At 61.4% G+C, this 23,522-nt stretch carries 19 protein-coding genes and 1 pseudogene; 6 read left to right on the top strand and 14 right to left on the bottom strand.

From position 1 onward, the window contains the following. Positions 1-440: 440 nt before the first annotated feature. The 3 genes from ACWHY3_RS05645 to acuI all read left to right on the top strand — a co-directional run bounded on the left by ACWHY3_RS05645 (position 441) and on the right by acuI (position 3,145). A complete protein-coding gene (locus ACWHY3_RS05645; RefSeq protein ID WP_448127800.1) occupies positions 441-677 on the top strand; it encodes a hypothetical protein in 237 nt (78 codons plus the stop codon). Positions 678-940: 263 nt separating this feature from the next. Beyond that, positions 941-2,077 carry an MFS transporter gene (locus ACWHY3_RS05640; protein WP_448127799.1) on the top strand — a complete coding sequence of 379 codons (1,137 nt, stop codon included), beginning with the start codon at positions 941-943 and terminating at the stop codon, positions 2,075-2,077. Between the two features lie 81 nt (positions 2,078-2,158). Then, a complete protein-coding gene (acuI, locus tag ACWHY3_RS05635; RefSeq protein WP_448127798.1) occupies positions 2,159-3,145 on the top strand; it encodes an acrylyl-CoA reductase (NADPH) in 987 nt (328 codons plus the stop codon). 36 nt (positions 3,146-3,181) lie between these two features. Here acuI and ACWHY3_RS05630 read toward each other — a convergent pair whose 3' ends face one another. Then, positions 3,182-3,616: an RrF2 family transcriptional regulator gene (locus tag ACWHY3_RS05630; RefSeq protein ID WP_448127797.1), complete on the bottom strand. Its 435-nt coding sequence runs from the start codon at positions 3,614-3,616 to the stop codon at positions 3,182-3,184. 80 nt (positions 3,617-3,696) lie between these two features. On the opposite strand from ACWHY3_RS05630, the gene hmpA reads away from it, so the two are divergent. Together hmpA and ACWHY3_RS05620 are read left to right on the top strand one after the other, a co-directional pair. Continuing rightward, positions 3,697-4,917, top strand: a complete 1,221-nt coding sequence (hmpA, locus tag ACWHY3_RS05625) for an NO-inducible flavohemoprotein (protein ID WP_448127796.1) — start codon at positions 3,697-3,699, stop codon at positions 4,915-4,917. Between the two features lie 42 nt (positions 4,918-4,959). Next, entirely contained in the window at positions 4,960-6,030 is a 1,071-nt protein-coding gene (locus ACWHY3_RS05620) for an NAD(P)H-dependent flavin oxidoreductase (protein WP_448127795.1), read from the top strand. A 109-nt stretch (positions 6,031-6,139) separates the two neighbouring features. On the opposite strand, the gene ACWHY3_RS05615 is transcribed toward ACWHY3_RS05620, so the two are convergent. From ACWHY3_RS05615 to ACWHY3_RS05565, 11 genes are all read right to left on the bottom strand, one after another. Next, positions 6,140-6,775 carry a hypothetical protein gene (locus ACWHY3_RS05615; RefSeq protein ID WP_332780409.1) on the bottom strand — a complete coding sequence of 212 codons (636 nt, stop codon included), beginning with the start codon at positions 6,773-6,775 and terminating at the stop codon, positions 6,140-6,142. A 179-nt stretch (positions 6,776-6,954) separates the two neighbouring features. Then, positions 6,955-7,398, bottom strand: a complete 444-nt coding sequence (locus tag ACWHY3_RS05610; RefSeq protein WP_448127794.1) for a BCCT family transporter — start codon at positions 7,396-7,398, stop codon at positions 6,955-6,957. A gap of 340 nt (positions 7,399-7,738) precedes the next feature. Then, positions 7,739-8,431: a DUF1003 domain-containing protein gene (locus tag ACWHY3_RS05605; protein ID WP_448127793.1), complete on the bottom strand. Its 693-nt coding sequence runs from the start codon at positions 8,429-8,431 to the stop codon at positions 7,739-7,741. A 301-nt stretch (positions 8,432-8,732) separates the two neighbouring features. Continuing rightward, positions 8,733-9,431 carry a M48 family metallopeptidase gene (locus ACWHY3_RS05600; protein WP_448127792.1) on the bottom strand — a complete coding sequence of 233 codons (699 nt, stop codon included), beginning with the start codon at positions 9,429-9,431 and terminating at the stop codon, positions 8,733-8,735. Continuing rightward, positions 9,428-12,805 (bottom strand): type I restriction endonuclease subunit R, encoded by a 3,378-nt coding sequence (locus ACWHY3_RS05595; protein WP_448127791.1) that lies wholly within the window; start codon positions 12,803-12,805, stop codon positions 9,428-9,430. The genes ACWHY3_RS05600 and ACWHY3_RS05595 overlap by 4 nt, the downstream gene beginning before the upstream one ends. A gap of 88 nt (positions 12,806-12,893) precedes the next feature. Then, the gene (gene darG, locus ACWHY3_RS05590) at positions 12,894-13,988 is read right to left on the bottom strand and encodes a type II toxin-antitoxin system antitoxin DNA ADP-ribosyl glycohydrolase DarG (protein ID WP_448127790.1); all 1,095 of its coding nucleotides are present in this window, start codon (positions 13,986-13,988) and stop codon (positions 12,894-12,896) included. Continuing rightward, the gene (locus ACWHY3_RS05585; protein WP_448127789.1) at positions 13,985-14,332 is read right to left on the bottom strand and encodes a DUF4433 domain-containing protein; all 348 of its coding nucleotides are present in this window, start codon (positions 14,330-14,332) and stop codon (positions 13,985-13,987) included. Before ACWHY3_RS05585 ends, darG begins: the two co-directional genes overlap by 4 nt. Beyond that, complete coding sequence (locus ACWHY3_RS05580; protein ID WP_448127788.1) at positions 14,323-14,640, bottom strand: DarT ssDNA thymidine ADP-ribosyltransferase family protein; 318 nt, start codon at positions 14,638-14,640, stop codon at positions 14,323-14,325. Before ACWHY3_RS05580 ends, ACWHY3_RS05585 begins: the two co-directional genes overlap by 10 nt. Positions 14,641-14,643: 3 nt before the next feature. Continuing rightward, on the bottom strand, positions 14,644-16,455 hold the full coding sequence (locus ACWHY3_RS05575; RefSeq protein WP_448127787.1) for a GmrSD restriction endonuclease domain-containing protein: 1,812 nt from the start codon (positions 16,453-16,455) through the stop codon (positions 14,644-14,646). A 57-nt stretch (positions 16,456-16,512) separates the two neighbouring features. Further along, positions 16,513-17,829 (bottom strand): restriction endonuclease subunit S, encoded by a 1,317-nt coding sequence (locus tag ACWHY3_RS05570; protein ID WP_448127786.1) that lies wholly within the window; start codon positions 17,827-17,829, stop codon positions 16,513-16,515. After that, complete coding sequence (locus tag ACWHY3_RS05565) at positions 17,822-20,245, bottom strand: N-6 DNA methylase (protein WP_448127785.1); 2,424 nt, start codon at positions 20,243-20,245, stop codon at positions 17,822-17,824. The genes ACWHY3_RS05570 and ACWHY3_RS05565 overlap by 8 nt, the downstream gene beginning before the upstream one ends. Before the next feature lie 177 nt (positions 20,246-20,422). On the opposite strand from ACWHY3_RS05565, the gene ACWHY3_RS05560 reads away from it, so the two are divergent. Further along, entirely contained in the window at positions 20,423-20,608 is a 186-nt protein-coding gene (locus ACWHY3_RS05560) for a hypothetical protein (protein ID WP_448127784.1), read from the top strand. A gap of 151 nt (positions 20,609-20,759) precedes the next feature. Here ACWHY3_RS05560 and ACWHY3_RS05555 read toward each other — a convergent pair. Then, positions 20,760-21,706, bottom strand: a pseudogene (locus tag ACWHY3_RS05555) (IS481 family transposase); the annotation flags it as partial. Between the two features lie 314 nt (positions 21,707-22,020). Further along, entirely contained in the window at positions 22,021-23,439 is a 1,419-nt protein-coding gene (locus ACWHY3_RS05550) for an IS1380 family transposase (RefSeq protein ID WP_289113773.1), read from the bottom strand. Positions 23,440-23,522: the final 83 nt, after the last annotated feature.

The raw sequence follows: 23,522 nt of genomic DNA, 5'->3' as shown, positions 1-23,522 counted from the left end.
TATGCTAATGGGAAAAATCAAATTTTTTAAAAACCATGGCCTACTTTATAAAATGAAATCCTGATGGGCCCCGTACCCATCATCACTGCCGTCATGTCGCCGCCAACCTCTACCGAAGCACACACTCGCCGGCAGCCAAGCCGCACGCTCCAAACCGGTTCGGCCACCAACCACCGAGCGAGCTGTACAACTTCGCCCCTCATCACCCTCTCCCAATAAGCCTTTCTCACTCGTTGCGGCGCTTCATGGCCCTGGCGCGGTCTTGATTTTACCCTGTACACCAAAACTTTCTTGTACAAGTTTTGGCGGCGTGCCATTATCGTTCTGTCGGCAAGGATCGCCGGCGCGGGGTGAGGCACCAGCCGCCTGACCCTACGGTATATGCCCCCACATAGACCGATCAGGATGATGGGTTGGTAACAAGCCAAGGAAGGCTATCCATGAAACATGATATTTCCTGCCCGCGATGCGGTTGTTCCGAGGCGCTTTCCAGTGACGGCGATCAGGACTGGGATGAGATCACCTGCCTTGCATGCGACGAGTTCATTGGCACCCGGGATTATCTCAGCGGGTTTCATTCTCGGCACTATCGGTTGCATGCCTTGAGTCTGTCGCTGGGCATGATGATCCAGATGACGCATGAGGGAGGTCTTTTGTCCCCGACGAAAGCGGCTTGATGCCCGATTGGTCGAGAGACGAGTCGCAGCCGCGGTCACGATGAACGTCGGGCTCGATGTCCTCCGCCGCTTTCTGCTCTGTGCGCCCGCCTCCATCCGGTTCGAGTTGTTCTAGTGGTCTGTTCCCTGTGTGCCGCTCTCCCCGAGCGGCTTTTTTTGGTTCGGCTGTTTTTGGTTCGATGGGCCGAGCGGCGGCTTCCATTCGGACGCTACAATGATCTCTTCCTGAACCGCGTCGAATGACCCGCAAGTGGAGCTCGTTCATGCCTAGCGCCCGTAAAACCTGGCTCGCCGTGGCGGCCGCCTTCGTGCTGAACGGCGGGCTCTTCGGCGCCTGGGCCTCGCGAATCCCCAGCGTCGTCCAGCAGAACGCCATCGATGGCGGCCAGTTGGGGCTGCTGCTGTTGCTGCTGGCACTGGGCGCCATCGTCTCCTTCCCGCTGGCCGGGCGCGCGTCGGACACGTTCGGTGCCGCGCGCACGACGCTCGCCATCGCGGCCTTCTACGCGCTGGCGCTGATCCTGATCGCACTGGCGCCCAATCTGTGGCTGCTGGCCCCGGCGCTCTTTCTGTTCGGTGGCGCTCACGGCTCCATGGATGTCGCCATGAACAGCTGGGCCGGCGAGGCCGAGCGCTACATCGGCCGGCGGGTGATGTCGTCGCTTCACGCGATGTGGAGTTTGGGTGCCGGTCTCGGTGCCGCCGCCGGTTACCTGGCGGTCAAGCTCGACCTGAGCCTGGTCGTCCATTTCACGGTCTTTGCCGTCCTGCTCTACGCCGTTACCAGCCGGTTCGCCCATATCGGCTGGCAGTCCGAAACCCGCCCCCGATCACCCGGCGGCAGCCTGTTTCCGCTGCCCAAGGGGCCGCTGCTGTGGGTGGGGATCATCGCCATGTGCGCGTCGATCGGTGAAGGCGCCATGGCGGACTGGAGCGCGCTCTTCCTGGTCTCCGTCACTGCCGCCGGCGAGGCCCAGGCCGCGCTCGGCTATACCGTCTTCTCGATGGCGATGGTGATCATGCGGCTCATCGGCGACCGCGTGATATCGATCCTCGGCCCGACTCAGGCGGCGCGGTTTGCCGGTTCCTCGGCGCTGGCCGGCGTGCTGCTGGCCGTGCTGTTTGCCAACCTGTACACGGCGTTGGCGGGGTTCGTGCTGCTCGGCGTGGGCTATGCCCTGATCATGCCGCTGGCGATCACCCGCGCCGCCAATGACCCGCAGACGCCGCCGGGCGTGGCGATCGCCAGCGTTGCCACGCTGGGTTACGGCGCCATGCTGTTCGGCCCGCCGGCGATCGGATTCACCGCCCACTTCATTACACTGCACTATGCTTTTTGCCTATTGGGGATCCTGGCGTGCTTCATCATCCTGTGCGCCCCGGCGCTGGATCGGCGGTAATCGCCCCTCCGTCACCGTTCGCCGTTCACCGTTCGCCGTTTGCCCGTCCCCTGATGCCCGATTTCATTCGAGGAGAGAATCATGTTCAACGCCATCCTGGTCAGCCAGCAGGAAGACAACTCATCCGAGGCGGTGCTGTCTCGACTGGAAACGGACGAGCTTCCGCCGGGCGATGTGCTCGTCCGGGTGGAATGGAGCACGCTCAACTACAAGGACGCCCTGGCGATCACCGGCAAGGGGGCGGTGGTTCGGCAATTCCCGATGGTGCCCGGCATCGATCTGGCCGGCACGGTGGAACAGAGCGACAACCCGGACTGGCGACCGGGCGACCGCGTGCTGATCAACGGCTGGGGTATCGGTGAAACGCACTGGGGCGGGCTGGCGCAGCTGGCGCGGGTGCGCTCCGAGTGGCTGACCGCCCTGCCCGATGGGCTCGACCTGCGTCAGACCATGGCGATCGGCACCGCGGGCTATACGGCCATGCTCAGCCTCATCGCGCTGGAGCGGCACGGGCTCACGCCGGAGAGCGGCGACGTGCTGGTCACCGGCGCCAGCGGCGGCGTGGGGAGTTTCGCCGTCATGCTGCTGGCGCGACGGGGCTATCGCGTCATCGCCTCGACCGGGCGCGTCGAGGAGCGGGGCTATCTGGAACGTCTGGGTGCCGCCGAGATTCTGCCGCGTGCCGAGCTGGACAAACCGGGCCGCCCGCTCGACAAGGCGCGCTGGGCTGGCGTCATCGATTCGGTCGGCAGCCATACCCTCGCCAACGCCTGCGCACAGACCCAGGTCGACGGGCTGGTCGCGGCCTGCGGGCTGGCCCAGGGCATGGATTTCCCGGCCACCGTCGCGCCGTTCATCCTGCGAGGCGTGTCGCTGCTGGGCATCAACAGCGTCTACCGGCCCCACACGGAACGGGCCGAGGCGTGGTCCCGCCTGGCGACGGAGCTAGACCTTGACCGGCTCGAACAGACCACCACCGAAATCGGCCTGTCGGAGGCGATTGCCGCGGCAGGTGATCTGCTCTCCGGCCACGTTCGCGGCCGGCTGGTGGTGGATGTCAATCGGTAAGCGGCCGCGCTCGCCGTTGTGTCACGGGCGTGCGGCTCAGCCGGGGCTGCCCAGCAGCACCCGCAACTCCTGACGATTCTCGACGAGATCGGCCAGCACGTAGCCGTCCAGCACGGCCAGAAGCGCCTGCTGGGCTTTCCATAGCACGCCCTTCAACCGGCAGCCTGGCTCGATCGGGCAGGTGGAGTTCGGCCCGAAGCACTCCAGCAACTCCAGGTTCTCGGTCTGTCTCACCAGCGCGCCGATGTTGATCTCCTCGGCGGGCAACTGAAGTCGCAGACCGCCGCCCCGCCCGCGCAGGCTCACCACGTAACCCAGTTGCACCAGCGTCTGGGCGACCTTGGCCAGATGGTGCGCGGAAATGCCGTAATGTGTCGCGGCCGACTGTACCGTGGCCGGCATCTCTTCGCTTCTCACCGCCAGATAGATCAGCAGTCTCAGGGCGTAATCGGTGTGTGTCGTCAGTTTCATCAGCGCTTGACAGTCATAATTTGGTAAATGATACTCTTATTTAAAGAGGTATCCTAAATACTCATTAAAAAGGAAACAGCATGCCCACTCCCGCCCAGATCGATGTCATCAAGCAGACCGTTCCGGTGCTCCAGCAGCACGGCGAGACACTGACCCGCCACTTCTATGCCCGAATGTTCGAGCATAACCCGGAGGTCAAGCGTTACTTCAATCCCGCGCATCAGCGCTCCGGCGGCCAACAGCGCGCCCTGGCCGGTGCCATTCTGGCCTACGCCCAGCACATCGAAGACCCTTCGGCGCTGGCTAGCGCCATCGAAGTGATCGCCCAGAAGCACACTTCATTGACGATCCAGCCGGAGCACTACCCGATCGTCGGCGAGAACCTGCTGGCCTCGATCCAGGAAGTGCTGGGCGATGCGGCCACCGATGACATTCTCGATGCCTGGGCCGCCGCCTACGGCGAACTGGCGCAGGTCTTCATCGATCGCGAGCAGGCCATCTATGCCCAGCAGCGCGAACAGCAGGGCTGGGCGGGCTTCAAGCCATTCACGGTCGTGCGACGCCAGATCGAGAGCGACAACATCGTCTCCCTGTATCTTGCGCCAGAAGACGGCAGCACGCCGCCCGCCCACCTGCCGGGGCAGTATGTCTCGATCCGCCTGCAGGACGCCAACGGCAACACCGCCATGCGCAACTATAGCCTTTCCAACGCGCCAGGGGCGTCCGCCTATCGAATCAGCGTCAAGCGCGAGCTGGGGGATGACGACGCGCCGAACGGCGATGTCTCGAACCGCATTCACGACGGGCTGGCCAAGGGCGACCGTATCGAGCTTTCCCCGCCCTGCGGCGCGTTCACGCTCGAGCTGCCGGCGCCGGCGGACAAACCGCTGGTCTTCATTGCCGGTGGCGTCGGCATCACGCCGCTGATCTCCATGGCCCATGCCGCGTTGAACGCCTCCGCCTCGCGGCCGGTGACCTTCGTCCAGGCCGCACGCCACGGCGGGCTGCGCGCCTTCACGAGCGAGCTGGAAGCGCTGGCCAGGGATTACCCGAACTTCGAGCTGCACATCTGCTTCAGCGAACCCCGGGAAGCGGATCTCAGCGACGATAATCCGGTGAAAGGCGGCGAGCTGGAAGCGGACGATCTGGAGCGCTGGGTCGGCGGCTGGGACGCGACCTATTACTTCTGCGGCCCGCTGCCCATGATGCAGAAGGTCGACCAGATGCTGGAAGCGAAAGGCGTGGCAGCCGATGACCGGCGTTACGAGTGCTTCGGCCCCTTGCAGCCGCTGAAGGCCTGAACGGCTACGGACCCGGTCACCACAACGACGGAGGTAACAGACATGTCTAGCGGACTCCTCGATGACCTCGGCCTGGAGATTCCGATTCTTCAGGCACCCATGGCAGGCGTTGCGACGCCGGCCATGGCGGCGGCGGTTTCCAATGCGGGAGGCTTGGGCGGCCTCGGGCTCGGCGCCTCGACACCAGAGGCAGCGCACCGGGCCATTCTGGAAACGCAGGCGCTGACTTCTCGGCCGTTCAACGTCAACCTCTTCTGCCATGCACCTGCGGTGCGTGACAGCGCGCGAGAACGACGCTGGATCGAACGGGCCCGCCCGCTGTTCGACAGCTTCGACGCGACACCGCCGGAAACGCTGAAAGAGATCTACGCGCCCTTCCAGACCAGCGACGCGATGCTCGAGGTGCTGCTGGCAACCCGCCCTGCCGTGGTCAGCTTTCATTTCGGCCTGCCCAGGCCGGCGCAGATCGAAGCGCTGCGCCAAGCGGGATGCCGGCTGATCGCTACCGCGACATCGCTTGCGGAGGCGCGCCAGATCGCGGCCAGCGGGCTCGATGCCGTCGTCGCCCAAGGCTGGGCGGCGGGCGGCCATCGTGGTGTGTTCGATCCCTCGGCGCCGGATGAACAGCGATCGACCCAAGCGCTGACCCGCGAGATCGTTCGCGAGATTGCGCTGCCGGTCATCGCCGCCGGCGGGCTGATGGATGGCGCCAACGTTCAGCAGGCGCTGACCTGGGGCGCGGCAGCGGCCCAACTGGGCACGGCGTTCATCGGTTGCCCGGAAAGCGCCGCCGACGAGGCCTACCGCGCTCGGCTGACATCCCGCGCCGACACCGTGATGACCCGCGCCATTTCCGGCCGTCCGGCGCGCTGTCTCGTCAATCGCTTCACCGCCTGGGCCGAAGACGCTGCGCTGGGCGACATTGCCCCCTACCCTTGCGCCTACGATCTCGGCAAGGCGCTGAATGCCGCCGCCAGGGCCAGAGGCGAAAGCGGCTTCGGAGCACAATGGGCCGGCACCGGCGCCGCAAGGGCGACTCACCTGCCGGCGGGAGCCTTGCTCGGCACGCTGGAAGCCCAAAGACAGGCCGCGAGCCGCCACGCCCACTCCTGAATACGTCCCCCTGAACAAGCCCCCTGAACACGCGGCTGACCAAGACAACGCTTCGCCAATCCCCCAAAGCCGGGAACGAGACGTATCGCTATTTCATGCCTTCGGTTGCCTAGCCGTCCTGCTCTCGCATCCACCGGCGAACTTCGCGCCGTTTCGGTCTCGATGCGTACCGGCGAGTATCGAGACGGGTCGGCACCAGAACTTCCCCTTCCGAGCTCATCGTCAGCGCGAACGTTCGGGAAGCCCCGACGGGGGAATCCTCACTGCCATAGACAGCGATGACGCGCAGCTCTATCGCCTGCAGCGTACGGCCATCGGTCGCCCGGAAATCCTCGGACGGAAGGTCATGGAAACGCAGAACGCGATCGATGATGTCGCGGAAGGAACCGATGTGGTTGTAGCTGCCGGAGAGCATCGGCCCCTGCCGCGTGGTCTCGACCAGCCGATCCGCTTCGCCCTGGCCGGCGGTCGATTCCTCGAAATCGATCAGATCGCGGGAAATCGCGCCCTGATCGGTATGAAGGATCGCGATGATATGTTCGATAAAAATCGGCTCGGGGCTCATGTTGCTGATGACGCAACGCGCCTGCAGCGTACGGCCAAAGCCACGATTGATGATGATCTTGGGTTGGCGTTGCCGCTTGAAGTTGAGGTAAAGCAACTGGGCATAGAAGAGCCATACCAACAGCGTGCATAGACTGGTCAGCGCCGTGATGGCGGAGCTGTTCTGGGAAATCCAATCCATCATTTCTCTGCTCACTGCCGACGGTCACGGCCCGGGGAACGTAGATGCCAATCGACGCAAGGCGCCACCAAGAAAAGCCCAGCGAAGAAGGCGCACTAAGAAAAACACAACGAAGAAAAACACAACGAAGAAAGGGAGTCGGTTGGCCGACTCCCCAAACGTTGCTCGTCCTTGCCAAATCACCACGGCATCCTGCCGTGCATCCCTGTGTCGCCGCATCCTGCAGCGTTCGTCCCTGTCAAAACGCCTTCCTGACGTTGACCTTTACTGTGGACCTCATCGGCACTCGATAACTTGATCCACGGCAAGTATGGTCGCCAGATTTGTTTCAATACGTTTCCCGATTGGCCTGAACCTCTTTCCTGGAAGCCAACCGGGCGACCCATGCGATCTTGACGGAGGACGGGGAGAAACACCAAAGCCGGCGCAGCGCGCTGGGAAACCGATGCATCCGTCTTCCCGCCTGCCGTGAGGGAATCGATGACCAACGATCCGGAACCCGATGACGTGACGAAGAACATGATTACCAGAATGACGCCCACGGACGTGATGGTAGCAACGGGTGAGGAGAAAAATAACGGAGGCTCAACGAAGAAAGGGAGTCGGTTGGCCGACTCCCCCAAGCGCTGCTCGTCCTTGCTAACTCATAACGGCGTCCTGCCGTCCGTCCCTGTGTCGCCGCATCCTGCAGCGTTCGTCCCTGTCCAAAACGCCTTCCTAGCGTTGGAATCCACTGTGGACCTTGTCGGCATTAAATAAATTGATATGAATCAAGTATTGCTGCCAGTTTTGTTTCAAAATGTTTTATTGAAAATAATATTGTCGCATAATGGCGTCACCTGAAGCCTGCCAACACACTCAATCACCCAAGGGCCTGACTCTTCAAACGATAATAATAAGTTAAAGATTTGAAATCTAATCACTTTCCAAGCGAACGCCGAACATGAGCGACTCATTTAGTCTTTACTTGTTCTGCTCTTCCAACAATTCAATCTGGATCTGCTGGAGTTCGATTAACTTATCCCATTGCTGAGCCATCTGATGATCGATCTTCTCGTGGAGCTGCCGGATTTCGAGCTCAGCCTTGAGGTTGATGCGGTAGTCGTTCTCGCTCCGTAACCGATCTTTGGTTTCCTGCCGGCGCTGGCTCATCATGATCACCGGGGCCTGAATCGCGGCCAGGCTGGAAAGTACGAGATTGAGCAGGATAAACGGATAAGGGTCAAAGGGCTTGGCCAGCATCCCGCCCACATTGACGATGACCCACACCAACAGCACGGCCGAGAACGTCAGGATGAAGGCCCAGGAACCGCCGAACAGCGCCACCCGGTCCGCCATGCGCTCCCCGAATGTCGCGGACCTGTCCAGCAAGTCCTCCGGGTTTTTCGAGATGAGCTGCCTGTTATTGAGACTCTCGATGACCTGGTGTTCCAGCTCGCCCAGTTCACCGCGCTCTTCCTCCAGCATTCGCTCGACGTAGAGATGGCGAAACCTGGCAAGATCCTCGCGGCAGATCATCTTGCCCTCTTCCCAGCCGGGCGCCGCACTGGCGATCAACGCAGACACGCCTGGCCGCACGGCAATCCAGGGTTTGAGAGCGCCCGTCTCGAATCGACGCTGGCAAACGTGGCATATCCCCCTAGGCGTATCGTCCATTGCCATTTCCCACTTGTGAATCACGCGACCGAAACATCGAGACAGATTAAACGGCATTGTCAGCCGGATAGGAATGGGATTTAGCGGTGGGGGGAGAAAGTTGGTTGCGACTCTCCCTTAGACAAAGCATTTCTCGAAACAGTAAGGCAAATACTTGAGCTTAAAGCGCCGGCGCTTGGCAACGTCGGGAAAGCACCAAGCCCATAAGCTGGTCAGCAAGCAGCTAAAGAAGGTAAACCCTTAGGCGAGTTCATGACTCAACTCTATATAAAGCAAGCCTTGAGGAAGTAACCTGGGCAGATTAAATACCCTCCACCTCGATGCCGTGCCGCGCCAACCATCTCTTGCGTTGCTCATAGTCTGGCATGGCTCGCTCCAGCAAGCGCCAGAAGGCGGGAGTATGGTGGGGTTCGTGAAGGTGGATCAATTCATGAACGACCACGTATTCCGCGATATGGCGCGGCAACAGAATGGTCTTCCAGTGGAAATAGACCCGATTGCCCTTTCCGCAGGAGCCCCAACGGTAACCGAGGTCCTGAACCTTCACTCCGGCGGGCTCGACTTGCAGGCGTTTGGCTTGCTCATTCACCTTGGCGGTAAGCCAGTCCGTGGCACGGGCGGTGTACCAGTGAACGAAGTGCTCGCGCGCGCAGGGTAGTTCGTCCTCACGCAGTTGGAATCGCCCGGCAACGAGCTTGAGCGGGGCGTCCTGTGCATCGAGTGCTACCCGCTTGAGCCGGTAGCTGCGCCCCAGGTAAAGGAAGCCCTCGCCGTTGACGAACTCCTTGCGTGGCAGCCGGCGACTCTCCGCCTTCTGCGCCAGTTTCTGGTAGATCCAGTAGCGCTTCTCAGTCACGAAGTCGCGTATCAACTGCTCTTCGGTCCCGAAGGGCGCTGCGATGACCAGTTCACCACCGCGATCCACGGTGATCTCGAGCGTTTTGCGACGCGAGCTCTCCCGTACCTCGAAGGTGAGATCGTCCACGGACAGCTGCATCATGCGTTCACCAGCTTGTGGTGGTTGCTGCGGGCGAGATCGAGAAGCCTCTGCGCCGCCTCGCTGGCATGCTCGGGGGGCACGATGCTCTTGAACATCAGCGTCGTGAACAAGTGCTGGTGCAGTGCCTCCTGGTCCGGGATATGCGAGGGCTTCCAGAAGTCGGGGATGGCGATCTCCTGCTGGATCGTGGCTACCACCTCCTCGGTGGCATCGAGCAGTTTCTGCGCGGTAACCGGATCCAGGCTCTCCGACGTCAGGCCGGCGCTGGCAACCATCTCGCGCCAGAACGGCTCGGCGTGGGCAGGCATCTCGGGAATCGCCTCGCCATCGACGTCAGCGCCGTCACGTAGTTGCTGGATCAGTGTCTTGAGCGCTTCCACCTGCTCGGCCCACTGGCCATCCAGCTGTTGTAGCAACTCCTCCAGGCGCTCGCTTAGGCGGCCATATTTTACCGGGTCCTCGTCCAGGTGCTTGCGTACGTGGGAGCGTACCGCGTGCTCCATCTCGGATGCCTTGGCACGATCGCCTACCTGCCGGCCGATGTGGTCGTCGAATTCGGCGTCAGTGAGCTGTACCGGCGGGATGCGCGGGTTTATCCCTAACGAGATAACGTAATCGTCGATCAGCTTGCGCACCTTGTTGCCGATGTCGCGGCCGAGTTCCGGGGTGTCCTTGTAGCGGTTACGCGCCAGAGCATGGATGTAGGCGAGCTGCTTGGCGTCGTTGACGAACTCCAGCCCCTCTGGGCGAGGTAGCACATCGTCCAGGCTGCGGTTGAACTCCTTGAGCTTGACCATGAACTCGGCGCGCACCCGTTCGTCCGCCAGAGCCTGCACCGCGTCCTCGGTGTCGAGCAGGTCATCCACGCCCAGACCGCGCAGCACATCGATCACCCGCAAGTGACGGTCGCGCAGCAGCGGGATCTCATCCTTGAGGCTCTGCAGGGCGCCTTCGATGTCCTCCTCGCTATAGGCGGCCAGAGCCTCCTTGAGATGGTTGGCCACACCGAAGTAGTCCACAACGATGCCGTGGGTCTTGCCATAGCCGGTACGGTTGACCCGGGCAATGGCCTGCAGCAGTTCCGCCTCGCGCAGTGAGCGGTCCAGGTACATTACCCCCTCGATGGGAGCATCGAACCCGGTCAGCAACATGCTTTTGACGATCAGGAAGGCCAGTGGGTCTTGCTTGGCAGGATCCTTGGGTACCGCCCCATCCAGAGGCGGCAGCGGCTTCTTGAAGCGCTTGATGTGGTTATCGACGGCGGCGCGATCACTCCACCTGGCCCAGGCGGAATCGTCGTTGTTGCCGCTGCTGAAGACTGCCGCGAATTCCAGTACGCGCAGCACCTTGCGGTAGCGCCAGGCCTGGATCGCCGCCTTGACCCGCGGCGGACGCGTCAGCAGCTGAGTATCATCCAGAGCCTTGTCCTCAGGAGAGAGCGATAACGCCTCCTCCAGCAACTCGGCCTTGGCCTGCTCCAGTGCCTCGAAGTAACGCATCGCCGCACGGCGGCTATAGGCCACCAATTGAGCCTTGTAGCCGTTGGGCAGGATATGGGTGACGTAATGGCGCAGTATGTCCCGGGCCTTCTCTCGGATCAGTTGAGGCGCCTCGAAGATTTGTCCCTTGGTGGCATACTTCTTCTTGATCGCCTCCAGTTCCTCCTTGCTGTGGTCACGAAACAGGTCCTCGAATAGGCCGTCGAGGCTAGCGCCATCCTTGATCGCCCCCTTGGCGGTGCGCCCCTCGTAGAGGATCGGCACAGTGGCGCCATCCTGCTCCGCTTCCTTGATGGTGTAGCGATCGATGTACTCGCCGAAGATGTCATGGGTACGCTTCTTGTCGCCCATGATGATCGGTGTGCCGGTGAAGCCGATGCGTGCGGCGTTGGGCAGGGCACGCATCATGTTGGCATGCAGGTCGCCGGCCTGGGTGCGGTGAGCCTCGTCCACCAGGATCAGGATGTCCTCGCTGGTGTTGAGCACCTCGAAGGGCTTGCTGAGGGTCGGTTTCTTCGGTGTGGCACTACCTCTCGAGGCGTCTGGTTCAGCGGCGTCGCGACGCCCACTATCGAGCCCTCCTGGAGCCGGAGCCTCATAGCTGACTTCGTCTCCTTCGTTCTCATCCTCAGCATCCGGGTCGCGGTACTTTTGGATGGTGCCGAATACCAACCCGGGGCCTTCCTTGGTCAGCAGCTTCTTGAGCCGGACCGTGTTGCCGGCTTTCTCGACGCTCTCGCCGGTAAGCTCGGCGGTAGCGGAGAGCTGGGCCTGCAGGTCCTTGCGATCGGTGATCACCACCACCTTGAAGCGGCGCAGCACCGGATCGGTACGCAGTTTGCGCACCAGGAACACCATGGAAAGGCTCTTGCCGCTACCCTGAGTGTGCCAGACGATACCGCCACGGCGATCACTCTCGCCATCCTCGCGGCGCGTCTTGCCGTGCTTCAGCCGCTCGACCGCTCGAGTCACGCCACGATATTGCTGATAACGGCATACCAGCTTTATCTCCTGGCCGCCGGCGTTCATGAACAGAGTGTAGTGGCGCACGATATCGAGCAGGTTGGCTCGGGTCAGCATGCCCGCGATCAGGCGTTGCTGGGCGGAAAGATCCGCCACACCGAGATCGATTACCACCTCCGCCTCACGCTGTGGCGCTACCGTCTTCCAGCTCAGGTAATGGGCGAAACGGGCACCGATGGTACCCACCCGCGCCTCGTCGAAGTTGCTCGCCACCAGAAACTGACTGGTGGCAAACAGCAGAGGTGCGCCCTCGTGCTCTCCCACTTCCCCTTCTAGAAAACGCTGGTCATGGTAGCGGCGCAACTGATCCACCGCCTGGCTGAGGCCCTCCGGCACGGTGCGGCTCTTGCACTCCACTACCACTAACGGGATACCGTTGACGAACAGCGCCAGGTCCGGGATGACATGGCCCTTGGCGCTATCGTGCCCGGGTGGACACTTCACCTTGAACTGATTGACCACCGTGAAGATGTTGTTGGCAGGCACTTCCCAGTCGATATAGCGAAGAACCTGGCCGCGGCCTCCGTCCCAGCCATCGAGGCCTTCCACGGGCAAGCCGCTCAGCAACAGCTCGGTGGCTTGCTTGTTGGCCTCCAGCACCTTGCTGGCCGGCAGCCGGGTGATGGCCGACACCGCCTGATCCAGACGCTGCTCATCGAGCCAGGGATCGCCGTCACGCAGGTTGATCCTGCGCAGTTGCTCGCGCAGCAGCGGCTCCATCACCACCTGGGCGAAGTTCTCGCGATGAGTGACAGCCGGATCATCCAACGAGCCGGCCAGATGCTCCCAGCCCTGCCCCACCAACTGGTCAATGAAGGGCTTTTCGACCTCTACGTACTCGGGGCCTGCCATGCCAAGGCGTCCTTACTATTTGTTCTGTTAATCCAATTCTCGTCATGCCCAGGGCCGAGCTCTGGGCCACGACAGAGCAAAAAGGGGATTACTGTACAGCGGTTACTGTCCGAGTCGTGGAGGCCTCGCCCCTCAACCGCTCCAGCGCCAGCGCTATCAAGCGGTCCGAGAACAGGCGCAGCTTGCGCTTGCCAGCCACATCGTCGGGCCAGTGTCGTAGCCCTTCCTTGATCGCTTCGACGGTGGGCTCGATACGTTCCTGACTGATCAGCCAGTCCAGGGTCGCCAACACCTCCATGCCCAAAGGAGACTGGAAACCGTCGATCAAGGCGTCGACCTCCTCCAGCACCTCGGCATAGGGCATGGCCTCTGCGCTGCGCAGATAGGCGTTGAGACGCTCCCGCCGTGACTCATCGAACCACACGACCTCGTCGGGAGAGGCGTCGTTGATCCGTTTCTCGCTGTGCAGGTAGCTGCCATCCAGGCCATTGAGGAGATGCCGCAGCCGGTCGGAATAGGGACCATAGCGATGGGGCTGGAACTCGAGCCGGAGAGGATTCTCCAGGCCATGGGCGAGAATGTGACGTTCCAGCAACCAGGCCAGTTTCTGGACCTCCAGCAGCGAGCACTCGATACCTAGCACCCAGTAGCGGCGCACCAGTTCGGCCATGAGTGCACGCGCCGGCGTCAGTTGCTCCACACCGCTGCGCTTGGCGACGTTCTGATACTGAGGCGTGGGCTCGAACACCAGCACCCGAACGTCGTCCAGCTCGCTCAGTGCCGCTTCGATACGCGGACGCACCGTTTCCCAGTCAAGCCCACCGTTGCCACAGCCCAGCGGCGGCATGGCGATGGAGCGAATGCCCCGCTCGCGGATGGCCCGTTTAAGGTCCTTCAGGCCGGCATCGATCCACTCCATCCGTGTCCTGGCACGCCAGTGCTGCTTGGTAGGAAAGTTGATGATCCAGCGCGGGCCCAGCAGAGCATCGCGCTCGGTGACTAACATGCAACCGGTTACCACCTCCTGCCGTTTACAGGCGGCTTCATAGGCAGCGAAGTTCTCGGGGAACGCCTCCTTGAACATCAGGGCGATCCCCTTGCCCATCACGCCGACGGTGTTGACGGTGTTGACCAGCGCCTCGACATCGGCCTCGAACAGGTTGCCACGGGTATACTCAATCATCGGAAGAACCAGTTGGGTCGTGTAACCACCTTCAGAGCCAGGTGGTTGGTTGCCGCTTGCGTTTCGACAGCGGCTCGCACCTCGTCAGTATACGTGCCAATGCCTAGCAGTGCCGAGACAGGCAAATGGCGATGAACCAGAGCCTCCGCTTGATAGCGATCCGTCTTCTCGGGGTTCTCGAGGTCGCGCTTGAAGTCGCTGGTTTGCAGAAGCTGCCAGGGGACGAATTCCGCCAGGTCCTCCAGCCGACGACTGAACTCGGCATTGGCCAGGTAGGCATGCCGATCGGTGAAGAGGAAGCCAACGCCGAGCCGCTCCAGGTGTGGCAACGAGCTTACCAACACGACGATATCCTCCCGGGCTGCCTGGGGACGCCGTGCCCGGTGACAATGTTGTAGAGCATCATCGAATGCGGCGTGAAATAGAATGGTATGTAGTCGCTCAACATGCCGCCGGATGGCACCGGCACCTCTCGCGTAGCCCGCCTGTCGATCAGTTCCTGACGACCGATGGTGACGAAGCCCCGATCCTGCTCTTCGGCCGACCGACAATAGAGCCCGTTTGCCAGCAGCCATGGCAGATTGTCTCGATGCGTAATGCGGAAGATCAGGGCTTTGCGGGCATTCAGGCTACGGGAGAGGTTGGTGGCCATGGTTCAGTTTTCCCCCTCCTCATCGGTACCCGCCAGCGGCTTCTTGCCCATAGCCTTCTCGATGATCTCCAGCAGCCGGCGCTTGCGCTGCTGATAGAAGACCTCGAAGTCGTCGGCGCGCAGTGCCTCGGTGGGAATCCGATGCCCTTCGAGAATGGCGTTCATCGCCTCGTCGCCAAGCTGAACCTGCTCGTGGTTCTGCAGGCGGGCCAGATACGCCGAAGGGGCATCGCCGCCGATCATGCGGTTGGCCTTAAACGAGATCGGCGTCTTGTTGATGATCGCATCGTAGACCCGGGGCGGTATGCCCTGCGCCTCGCACCAGGCCCGCGGGAAGATATGGTGGATATCGAGCTCGACCCCCTGATTGTCCAACTCCTGGATATCGCCCTTCCAGAAAAAGTCTTCGGCGCCCTCGCGCAGGATCAGAACGTTGATGCCCTTGTAGGCGGCACTCAGGCGGCTGCGCAGGGATTCCAGGCGAGTCGGGTCGAAGGAGGCATCCGTTACTGTACGTGGCAAATCGGTATCGTCCTCGAACCAGCGCATCAGTTCTTCCACGTCCAAGGCGATGCGGGTTTCCACCGCGCCGCCATAGAGTTCGCCCAGCACCCCGCTCCAGTACCAGCGGGAGAGCTTGGCGTGGATGCGTGGCTCGCGCCAGCGGTTGCCCAGTAGCGTCATCACTGCCGCTAGGGGGACCAGTTGAGTGGCGTAGGGCAGTTCGCGGCGACTGTAGAAGCACTCCTTGAGCAGAAAGCGGGCCGCCTCGACGAAGCCCTTCTCGACCTCATCAGCCCAGCGACGATAGGCCTCGAGCGGCAGGTCCAGCACCGAGGCGCGCTTGGCGCTGACCGGCCGCACCTGCTTGCCGGTCCTGCCTCCCTTGAGGTCCTCCAGCTTGCGCTCCCGGGTGTGTAGCAAGGTAATGGCCTGGAGCAGGTCGGTGCTTTGCACGTCCTTGAGCAATTCGTGCTGCTCGAGACGGGCCTTGCGCGAAGGCACCTTGCGGATGTCGGAGCCGAACCAGTCGTCGCGCAGGTTGTAACCCTCGGCGGCGTAGCTCGCGGTAATCAGCTCGAATACCGAGAGCTGCACACCGCCGGTGTTGACCTTCTCGAACACCAGGCAGACCGCCTCCTTGGAGGTCTCCTTTTTCAGCTCGATAACCGGCAACTGGTAGGCGGAAAAGGCACTGAGGACCTTTTCCTGGAACTCGAAGTAAGTCCCGATTGCCTCCTGATTGTATTTGAACAGGTCACTCGCCCAATCATTGGGCGATAGCAATTTGTCACAAGGGAAGTAAAGCTGTTCGCACTCCCGCTGGCGGGTAGAGAGATCCAGGTCCACCTTGCGACCGAAATCGCTGCGCTTCTGGCGGCTTTCGTCCACCGCGACCACGGCATCCTCCAGCCGATCCTCGCCCTCCAAGGCGGTGCGTATATTGAAGTAGTAATGGCGCTTGATGGCCTTGCCTTTGGCAGTGCGAGTATCCACCGGGGAGGCCAGGCCCACCGCCTGAGTCAGACTGGTAAGGCGCTGCTGACCGTCGAGGATCAGATAGTCCGGATCCTTGGGGACGGTGTTCGGGTCGATCCCCTCCACCGGGCGCGTCTGGAAGCGCACCTCGCCGCCGGTTTCCATCAGCATCACCGCCCCGACCGGGAAAGAGCGGGCAATGCTGACCAGCAAGTTTCTCACATGGTCGTCATCCCAGACCCAGCCGCGCTGGAAGTCGGGCAGCTGGATCTTGCCGGTGGTGATGTCCTTGATCAGTTCAGGGAGTGATGTGCTGTCGCTGCGAAATGTGGTCATGGTGGTTCCCTGTGTGATGCGGTTCTGGTGTTGTGATGTTGTTGTAAGAGCCCCGGTCTATGCCGGGGTAGTGGCCTGGGCCTGGTCGAGAAGTGGGGTGACGCGGACGCGGCCGGTTAGGAGGTCGTCCATTAGGCCGGATTTGATCTTGTGCATCTCAGACAGCGCTTCAGACTCGGCCTTCAATGTCCGTTCGTGTGATTGCAATACATTGATAATGCTTTCCTGTTCATGCTTGCTCGGCACAGGGACCGGCACAATCTCCAGCTTTTCCTTGGGCAAGTGCGCGATGCTTGTTTGAGACGCATAGTCAGAGAGGGTACTTCTTTTCCCCCAGAGGAAAAGGACTTGAAGCATAAATCTAGGAGATAGATTGTTTTTTGATCTTAGCCGATGAAGTGCCTTTTGGTAGTAGCACTCATCCATCTGACCTTCCCATAATGCAGCGCGCCCAATCTCACCACCTTCGCAGACCAGCAGGTCTCCCGGAACAAGGCGAAACTTTATAACGTCAGAGTCAGTCAACCTAACTTGACCAACTTCCCTTATATCAATGACTCCCCATTGAACTGCCTTATTTCCTAGATAGGGCTTCATTTGTCCAGAGTTGCGCTCTGCATCAAGCATTTTACCAAGCTGGATCTCGAACTCTCGCCCCACGCTTGATATTGACCACTCCCTCGGAATCACCCCCAGCGGTGACTCCTTATAAAGCTCCGGCGCCTGTTCGGGACTGGGGCGCAGCTGGCCGTCCTCGTCGATGCCGCGGGTCAGCAGGTCGTGGAGCAGGCCCTCCTTGACCTTCTCCATCTTGGCAATCAGCGCCTCGGTCTTCTGGATCTGGGTGTCGAGGGTGTCGAGGATGCGGGCGATAAGGTGCTGTTCATCATGCGAAGGAGTTGGTACCGAGGCTTTCATCAGCTGAGAGCGACTAAGCTCCAGTTGATTGGTTGAGCCTGTGTAGCAGTTGGCTTCCAGGTGCCTCTGGAACCTTGGGTTTCGAAGCAGCTCGTTTAGCCACCCGGAATCAACCTGTTTGTTTAGTGGTCTTAAAAGAGTCACATGGCTGTCAACGATGAACTTGCCATGACCATCGAATACCGATGACCGGCCAATTGTCCCTGTCCCCGTCGAGTTGAGGAGCACATCACCGCCAGCCGGGATAAGGTGACCGCTCATTACCTTGTCGTCGTGCGGCCGTGAAAGGCTTGGGTCAAAGCCCTGATCAGTTATGCAGCGCTGTCCAATAGCATTGACAGTGCTGGCCTCAACATATCTTGGCCCCTTGCCCCGAGAAATCACTTCACAAAGGTTCTCCAGAGTGTTTATCGGCCATTGGGCATGGTTTGGCATATCGACTCGCTGCTCAAACATACCCCAGCCCCTCCAGATACTGCTGCAATTCCTTGGCGGCTGCATCACGCTCCGTCTCGATATCGCCCAGCGTCACCCGGTACTTATCCCACCAGGTCTCGAAGACCGCGATCACCTGCTGGCGCTGCTGGCGGATATGGCGTTCGAGAATGTCCTTTAGATCATTATGCAGAATGGTGCCAACCAGCTCGGCGGCGGCAGGCTCGTCGAGGGCGTCCACGGCCTGGTTCAGGCGTGTCTCGAAGTTCGCCACCTTGGTCTTGTGGGCCTTGCGCACCTGAGTACGTTCGTTCTTCCAGGCCTTGATCTGTTCCGGCGTCGGGGCGTCATCCTCGCCACTATCGGATTCGGCCTCATCGCCATCTTCGCCCTCCGGCTTGGCCTCGGCGGCCTTGATCCGCGCATCCAGCTCCGCCTTGCGGGCGGCCAGCTCTTCCAGCTCGGCCACGTAGTCTTCCAACAGAAAGTGAACCAGGCGGTGATCCAGCGGGTTGGCCTTGCTCTGGTCGTCCTCCAGCAGGCTATTGATGGAAGTGCGCCAGGCGTCCACCACACCGAGGCAGCCGCGGGCCTGCAGGGTGCGGAACTCGTTCTTGTTGTCGAACCAGAAGCCGGCAATGAGGCCGCGCACCGCGAAGCGGTCGAGCATGGCAGTGGGCTCCAGCGCGGCGGTGAAGCTGCCCAGCAGTTCATCACGCAGTCGGGTGAGACGCCCGCCGCTGCCGGAAAGCGTGGTGATGCTGCCACCGTGCTCGGCCCACCAGGCCTCGAAGGCCGCCAGCACCTTGGCTTCCCTAGCGACAAGGCCAGCATCCGCTTCGATGGCGGGTTTGAGATCGCGCTTCTCGTTCAGCCGCTCGGCGAAATCCACATAGTCAGGATCGCTCGCTTTCGCTGCAAAGAACCCAATAGGATTGAGGCCCTGAGCGTCGAACAGAACACGCTTGGCCTCGATCTCCTTGACCGGTACGCCGCCCTTCAGATGGGCGCGCACGTCCTGCGGTTCCGGCGAAGGCGTATTGTCGGCGTAGCGGCGGATGTTGAGGTTGTAGTCGTTGTCGCGCAGCTCCGCGATGGGCACCACGCGAGAGAACCCCGGCTCCTGGGCAAAGGCCTCGAAGGTGCTGGCGATCTTCTCGATATGCTCCGGCAGCAGATGGTTCTGGGCGCGGCCCTCGTAGTATTCGCGGTCGGCATTGATGAACAGCACCTTACCCTGGCGCTCCTCGGGCTTGGCGCCCTTGGCCCGCAGCACCAGGATGCTGGCCGGAATGCCGGTACCGTAGAAGAGGTTGGGAGCCAGGCCGATCACCGCCTCGACCAGGTCATCCTCCAGCAGACCGGCGCGGATGCGCTTCTCGTCGCCGCCGCGGAACAGCACGCCGTGGGGCATGACGGTGGCTAGCCGGCCGTTGGCGTTGAGGCTCGCGACCATGTGCTGCAGAAACATCAGATCGGCCTTCTTGGCGCCTTCCGGCACGCTGCCGTAGTGGAAACGCTCGGGGAAGTTCTGGCTGGCCGTATAGCCGATGGAGAACGGCGGATTGGTCAGGATGCGGTCGAAACGCATCAGTTCGCCGTTTTCCACAATATGCTGCGGGTCCGTCAGGGTGTCGTCGTTTCGCAGGTCGGCGGAGCCGATGCCGTGCAGCAGCATGTTCATCTTGGCGATGGCCCATACCGAGCCGGAAGCCTCCTGGCCAAACAGGTTGAGCCGGCGCGGATCGCCGCCCTGTTCCTCCAGGTACTCCTTGGAAAGGATCAGCATCCCGCCCGACCCCATACATGGATCGTAAACGCTGTGTCCTTCCTGCGGATCCATCAACCGCACCATCATGCGGACCACCGAGCGCGGCGTGTAGAATTCGCCGCCCTTCTTGCCGGCGGAATCCGCGAAGTCGCGAATCAGATACTCGTAGGCGGCACCGAGCAGATCGGGAAACTCGAAGTCCTCGTTGCGCAGGCGGTACTCGCTGAAATGAACGATAAGATCGCGAAGCTTCTTGTCCGGCAGCGTGGTAGAACCCACCTTGCGGGTAAAGTCGATATGCTCCAGCACCCCGGCCAAACTGGGGTTGTGCTCTTCCAGACCCGCTAACGCCTTGTTCAAGGCATTGCCAACGCCCTGTTGGGCTTCTTTGAGCAGGAAGGGCCAACGAGCCTGCTCCGGCACGAAGAAGGTCGCCTTGTACCAGCTCGGCATCTCGATGACGTTGGCGATGTCGATCTCGCTCTTGCCGGCCTGCGCGAGCTGCTCGCGTACTTCTTCCTGGCGCTGCTCGAAGACGTCCGAGCAGCGCTTCAGAAACAGCATGCCGAAGATGTATTCCTTGAACTCCGAGGCATCCATGCGGCCACGCAGGATATCGGCCGCCTTGAACAGGTGACGTTCCAACTGGTTGAGGGTAAGGATCATGTACTGCGGTTTTCCTGAGATAGATGAGCCGGCCGTCTTGCGTGGCCGTGGTGACTGGCCGCTATCTCAACAAAAATCGGTCTGAAACACTATGAACCAATGCAACAAAAACCAACCTAACCGACGGACTAGCAGGACTTACCCGATAGGCGACAGAAACACGGGGGAAACTCGTCGATGAATATCCACGAGAGCATGCTGGGGGAATATCAATGGTGGGCCCAGCAGGACTCGAACCTGCGACCAAGGGATTATGAGTGCAGCGAATGGGTAAATCCGGACCGCGCCTGCCATGCGGTTTCCAAGCAAATTCAGTTACTTGAAATTTTCCACACTTCACACTTTCAGCCCGGAGAGCGCTGAATCAGCAACCAAACCGCAACCAAGGCCTACTTGGTCAGGCGTTCGTAGGCCTACGGTTAGGACAGCTCCAAAATAGGAATCAGATCTCAAGTAACGCGCTGCTGGCTGACGCGGCGCAGTGACTATTGCAATAAGGCCCAGAGAGCTGGCAGTTGTGTAAACCCATCAGGTTGTTCACGGATAGTCCCGGCCGACTAGCCGGAGGGTGGTAATCCAAACTGGCATGCGGGCGATGCCAGTTGTACTGATGAAGCCAAGCCGGTAGATGCCTGCCTCGCTCGTTCGAGCTTGAGTAGGCTCGCGCATAGGCCCATTCACGGAGAATGGTCTGAATGAACCGTTCCGCCTTGCCGTTGGTGCGAGGGCTGTACGGCCTGGTGCGACGATGTTGCAGCCCCAACCGCCGACACAGACGTTGGAGCCGTGAGATCGGTAACAGGCACCGTTGTCGGTGAGCACTCGGCTAAAGCGGATGCCCAGGCTCGCGTAATGGCGGCCGGCTTTGAGTAGCGCCAGACAGGCGCTCCCGCTCTTTTCGTCCGGATGAAGCGAGCCGAAGGCCACGCGTGAGTGATCGTCGATGGCCACATGGACATACTCCCAGCCGACACCTGGCTTCTTCTGGTGACGCGTGCCGGTCACGCGGTGCCCCGGTCGCTTGAAGCGCCCCAGCTTCTTGATGTCCAAGTGCAAGAGATCACCGGGGGCATCGTGGTCATAGCGATTATCCGGCCTGGCCGGAGACAGCAGCGCCAGACGATTGAGTCCTTCGCGTTTGAGAATGCGCGCCACCGTGCTCTGACCGATTCCCACTGCCATGGCAATCCGGCGGTAGGTCTGACGCTGCTGACGGCGCACGATGATCTGATCTACCGTAGCGGCGTCTGTCGCCAATAGGCTTCGCACGGGGCGTGACGAACGAGTCTGTAGTCAGGCGCGACCTTCCTCGCGGAAGCGACGCACCCACTTGTAGACCGTTCTCACACTGACGCCCTGAGCTTGTGCCACTTCTCTCGGCCGCAGCCCTTCCTCAATGACACGACTCACCAGTAGGGCTCGACCATGAAGTGTGAGACGGGCATTCTTGTGGGTGTTCATCCGGGCCTCCTGGAGGTTGGTTTGGGTCGCACCTCCAATTATCCGGGTAGGTTCCGGATGAACAACCTACCGAGAGATCACCCCGCCTCATTCACGAGGGTGCTGATTGAGCGGTCTGAAGGTACTGACTGGTGGCATCGCTTATCAGGATCGGCTTCTTCAGCGCGAATAGCTGTTGAGTAATGCCAAAACGCTGAAATTTCCCCGCTTCCTTATAGCTCTTTGGAATCAATGGCGACCGTCCAAGCAGCCGTGATCGCCGCCCGCCGCTCCGGTCGCTCGCTTTCTGATGCTGTGGTGGTCTCGCAGAAGCGTCAGCTCAGTGCGGTCAGCTTCGGCAGCCCCTTCAGCAGCGTCGGCCACCACTTGTCGGCGGCGGCACCCAGATGAACGGTGATTCGCCGAGCGTGCAGTCTCAGCGTGGCGGCGACCTTCAGCACCTGCTCGCGCATCCGGCTGAGGCTCCAGCCTTGCCGGGTCTGCCGCTCCAGCAGGCAGCGCAGGCCATGCAGGACCTGGTAGGCGTAGAGGCTGAGCAGCAGGCTCACCTCGTTGCGTGCCATCACGTCCTGAACGGTGGAGGCGCCGCGATCGGTCGACGAGAGGTGCACGTCGAGCGCCGACTTCACCTCGCCCATGTGCGCCTCGGCGCTGCCGCGCTTGCGGTAGAGCGCCAGGACCTTCTCCGGCGGCCAGTCGAACTTGCCGAGGTTGGTGACCAGGAAGAAGGCATGCAGCAGCAGGTCATCGGGGCGTTCCTGCACCACCAGCACCACGCGACGCGGTGCCGACCAAGAGCCCGCTTGATACTCCAGATCGTGGCACCACTCGCGAGGCTGCTCGGGTGGCCGGCCGGGTGGCCGCTTCAGGTGCGGTGCCGCCAGTTTCTGCAGGCCGGAGTGACTGCGCAGTCGGCCCAGGTACTCGATGTCGCACTCTTCCAGGGCCTCCAGCGTCGCGTTGTCGGTGAAACCGGCGTCGATGCGCACCCGAACCTGGGCGCCGGTGCTCTCGTTGAGTCGCCGCACCAGATGCGGGATCCAGGTGTCGGCGTTCTCGGCCGGGCCGGCGTTGCCCTCGCGCAGCAGGCCGCCCACCATGTCGCCGGTTTCTGCCAGCGAGGCGACCAGCGGTGAATAGATCCGCGCGCCGTACAGGCCATGATAGGCCGAGCCGCCCTGGTGGCCGTGGACCTCGATCGGCAGGCCGTCGATGTCCAGCGTCAGCTGCTTGGGGCGCTCGCCGTTCTTCAGCGCGGTCAGGCGCCAGATCACCAGTCGCAGCAGGCCTTCGTGCACGGCATCGATATTGTCGCAGCGCCCGAGGCAGGTCAGCAGCCGCGACAGCGTGGCTTGAGAGGGCCGGTCCTGGACCAGGGGCGTCATGCCGCGTGCATCGCTGCAGGCCAACTGCCAAAGCGGGTCACGGCGCAGCGTTTCGGTATCGCTGAGATCGATCCAGCCCATCGCCCGTTGCAGCACCAGGGTACGCAGCTGGCTGGCCAGCGAGTGGCGGATGCGTAGCGGGTTGCGGAAGTCGACCAGATTGTCTTCCAGCGCCTCGATCACGCCGCTGTTGTCGAGGGCTTCACGCAGCAGCAGGGCGCCGCTGTCGCTAGTGGTGCGCTGGCCGCTCAGCTCAACACGGACAGAGCCGTTGCACGAGGGCGACCAGGTCGTTAGGGTTTCACCCATGGCGAGTGGTCCTCTTGAATCGTGTTCTGGCAGGAACATCCTGATTCTACAAGAGAAAACCACTCGCCATCTTCGTTTTCAGACCGACCTCATGAATAAGCCGGGATCACAACTAGAATGAT

The sequence above is a fragment of the Salinicola sp. NYA28a genome, from assembly GCF_976982775.1.
Note: the sequence above shows the minus strand (reverse complement) of the source record. Positions and strands in the feature narration are given on the sequence as shown.

Bases quoted from the DNA above. Each gene is read 5' to 3' on its own strand.
- hmpA (WP_448127796.1), top strand. From the start codon at position 3,697: ATGCCCACTCCCGCCCAGATCGATGTCATCAAGCAGACCGTTCCGGTG.
- ACWHY3_RS05630 (WP_448127797.1), bottom strand. From the start codon at position 3,616: ATGAAACTGACGACACACACCGATTACGCCCTGAGACTGCTGATCTAT.
- ACWHY3_RS05605 (WP_448127793.1), bottom strand. From the start codon at position 8,431: ATGGACGATACGCCTAGGGGGATATGCCACGTTTGCCAGCGTCGATTC.
- ACWHY3_RS05565 (WP_448127785.1), bottom strand. From the start codon at position 20,245: ATGATCCTTACCCTCAACCAGTTGGAACGTCACCTGTTCAAGGCGGCC.
- ACWHY3_RS05645 (WP_448127800.1), top strand. From the start codon at position 441: ATGAAACATGATATTTCCTGCCCGCGATGCGGTTGTTCCGAGGCGCTT.
- ACWHY3_RS05560 (WP_448127784.1), top strand. From the start codon at position 20,423: ATGAATATCCACGAGAGCATGCTGGGGGAATATCAATGGTGGGCCCAG.
- darG (WP_448127790.1), bottom strand. From the start codon at position 13,988: ATGATTGAGTATACCCGTGGCAACCTGTTCGAGGCCGATGTCGAGGCG.
- ACWHY3_RS05620 (WP_448127795.1), top strand. From the start codon at position 4,960: ATGTCTAGCGGACTCCTCGATGACCTCGGCCTGGAGATTCCGATTCTT.
- ACWHY3_RS05600 (WP_448127792.1), bottom strand. From the start codon at position 9,431: ATGATGCAGCTGTCCGTGGACGATCTCACCTTCGAGGTACGGGAGAGC.
- ACWHY3_RS05575 (WP_448127787.1), bottom strand. From the start codon at position 16,455: ATGACCACATTTCGCAGCGACAGCACATCACTCCCTGAACTGATCAAG.
- acuI (WP_448127798.1), top strand. From the start codon at position 2,159: ATGTTCAACGCCATCCTGGTCAGCCAGCAGGAAGACAACTCATCCGAG.
- ACWHY3_RS05640 (WP_448127799.1), top strand. From the start codon at position 941: ATGCCTAGCGCCCGTAAAACCTGGCTCGCCGTGGCGGCCGCCTTCGTG.
- ACWHY3_RS05570 (WP_448127786.1), bottom strand. From the start codon at position 17,829: ATGTTTGAGCAGCGAGTCGATATGCCAAACCATGCCCAATGGCCGATA.
- ACWHY3_RS05595 (WP_448127791.1), bottom strand. From the start codon at position 12,805: ATGGCAGGCCCCGAGTACGTAGAGGTCGAAAAGCCCTTCATTGACCAG.
- ACWHY3_RS05615 (WP_332780409.1), bottom strand. From the start codon at position 6,775: ATGGATTGGATTTCCCAGAACAGCTCCGCCATCACGGCGCTGACCAGT.
- ACWHY3_RS05550 (WP_289113773.1), bottom strand. From the start codon at position 23,439: ATGTTCCTGCCAGAACACGATTCAAGAGGACCACTCGCCATGGGTGAA.
- ACWHY3_RS05580 (WP_448127788.1), bottom strand. From the start codon at position 14,640: ATGGCCACCAACCTCTCCCGTAGCCTGAATGCCCGCAAAGCCCTGATC.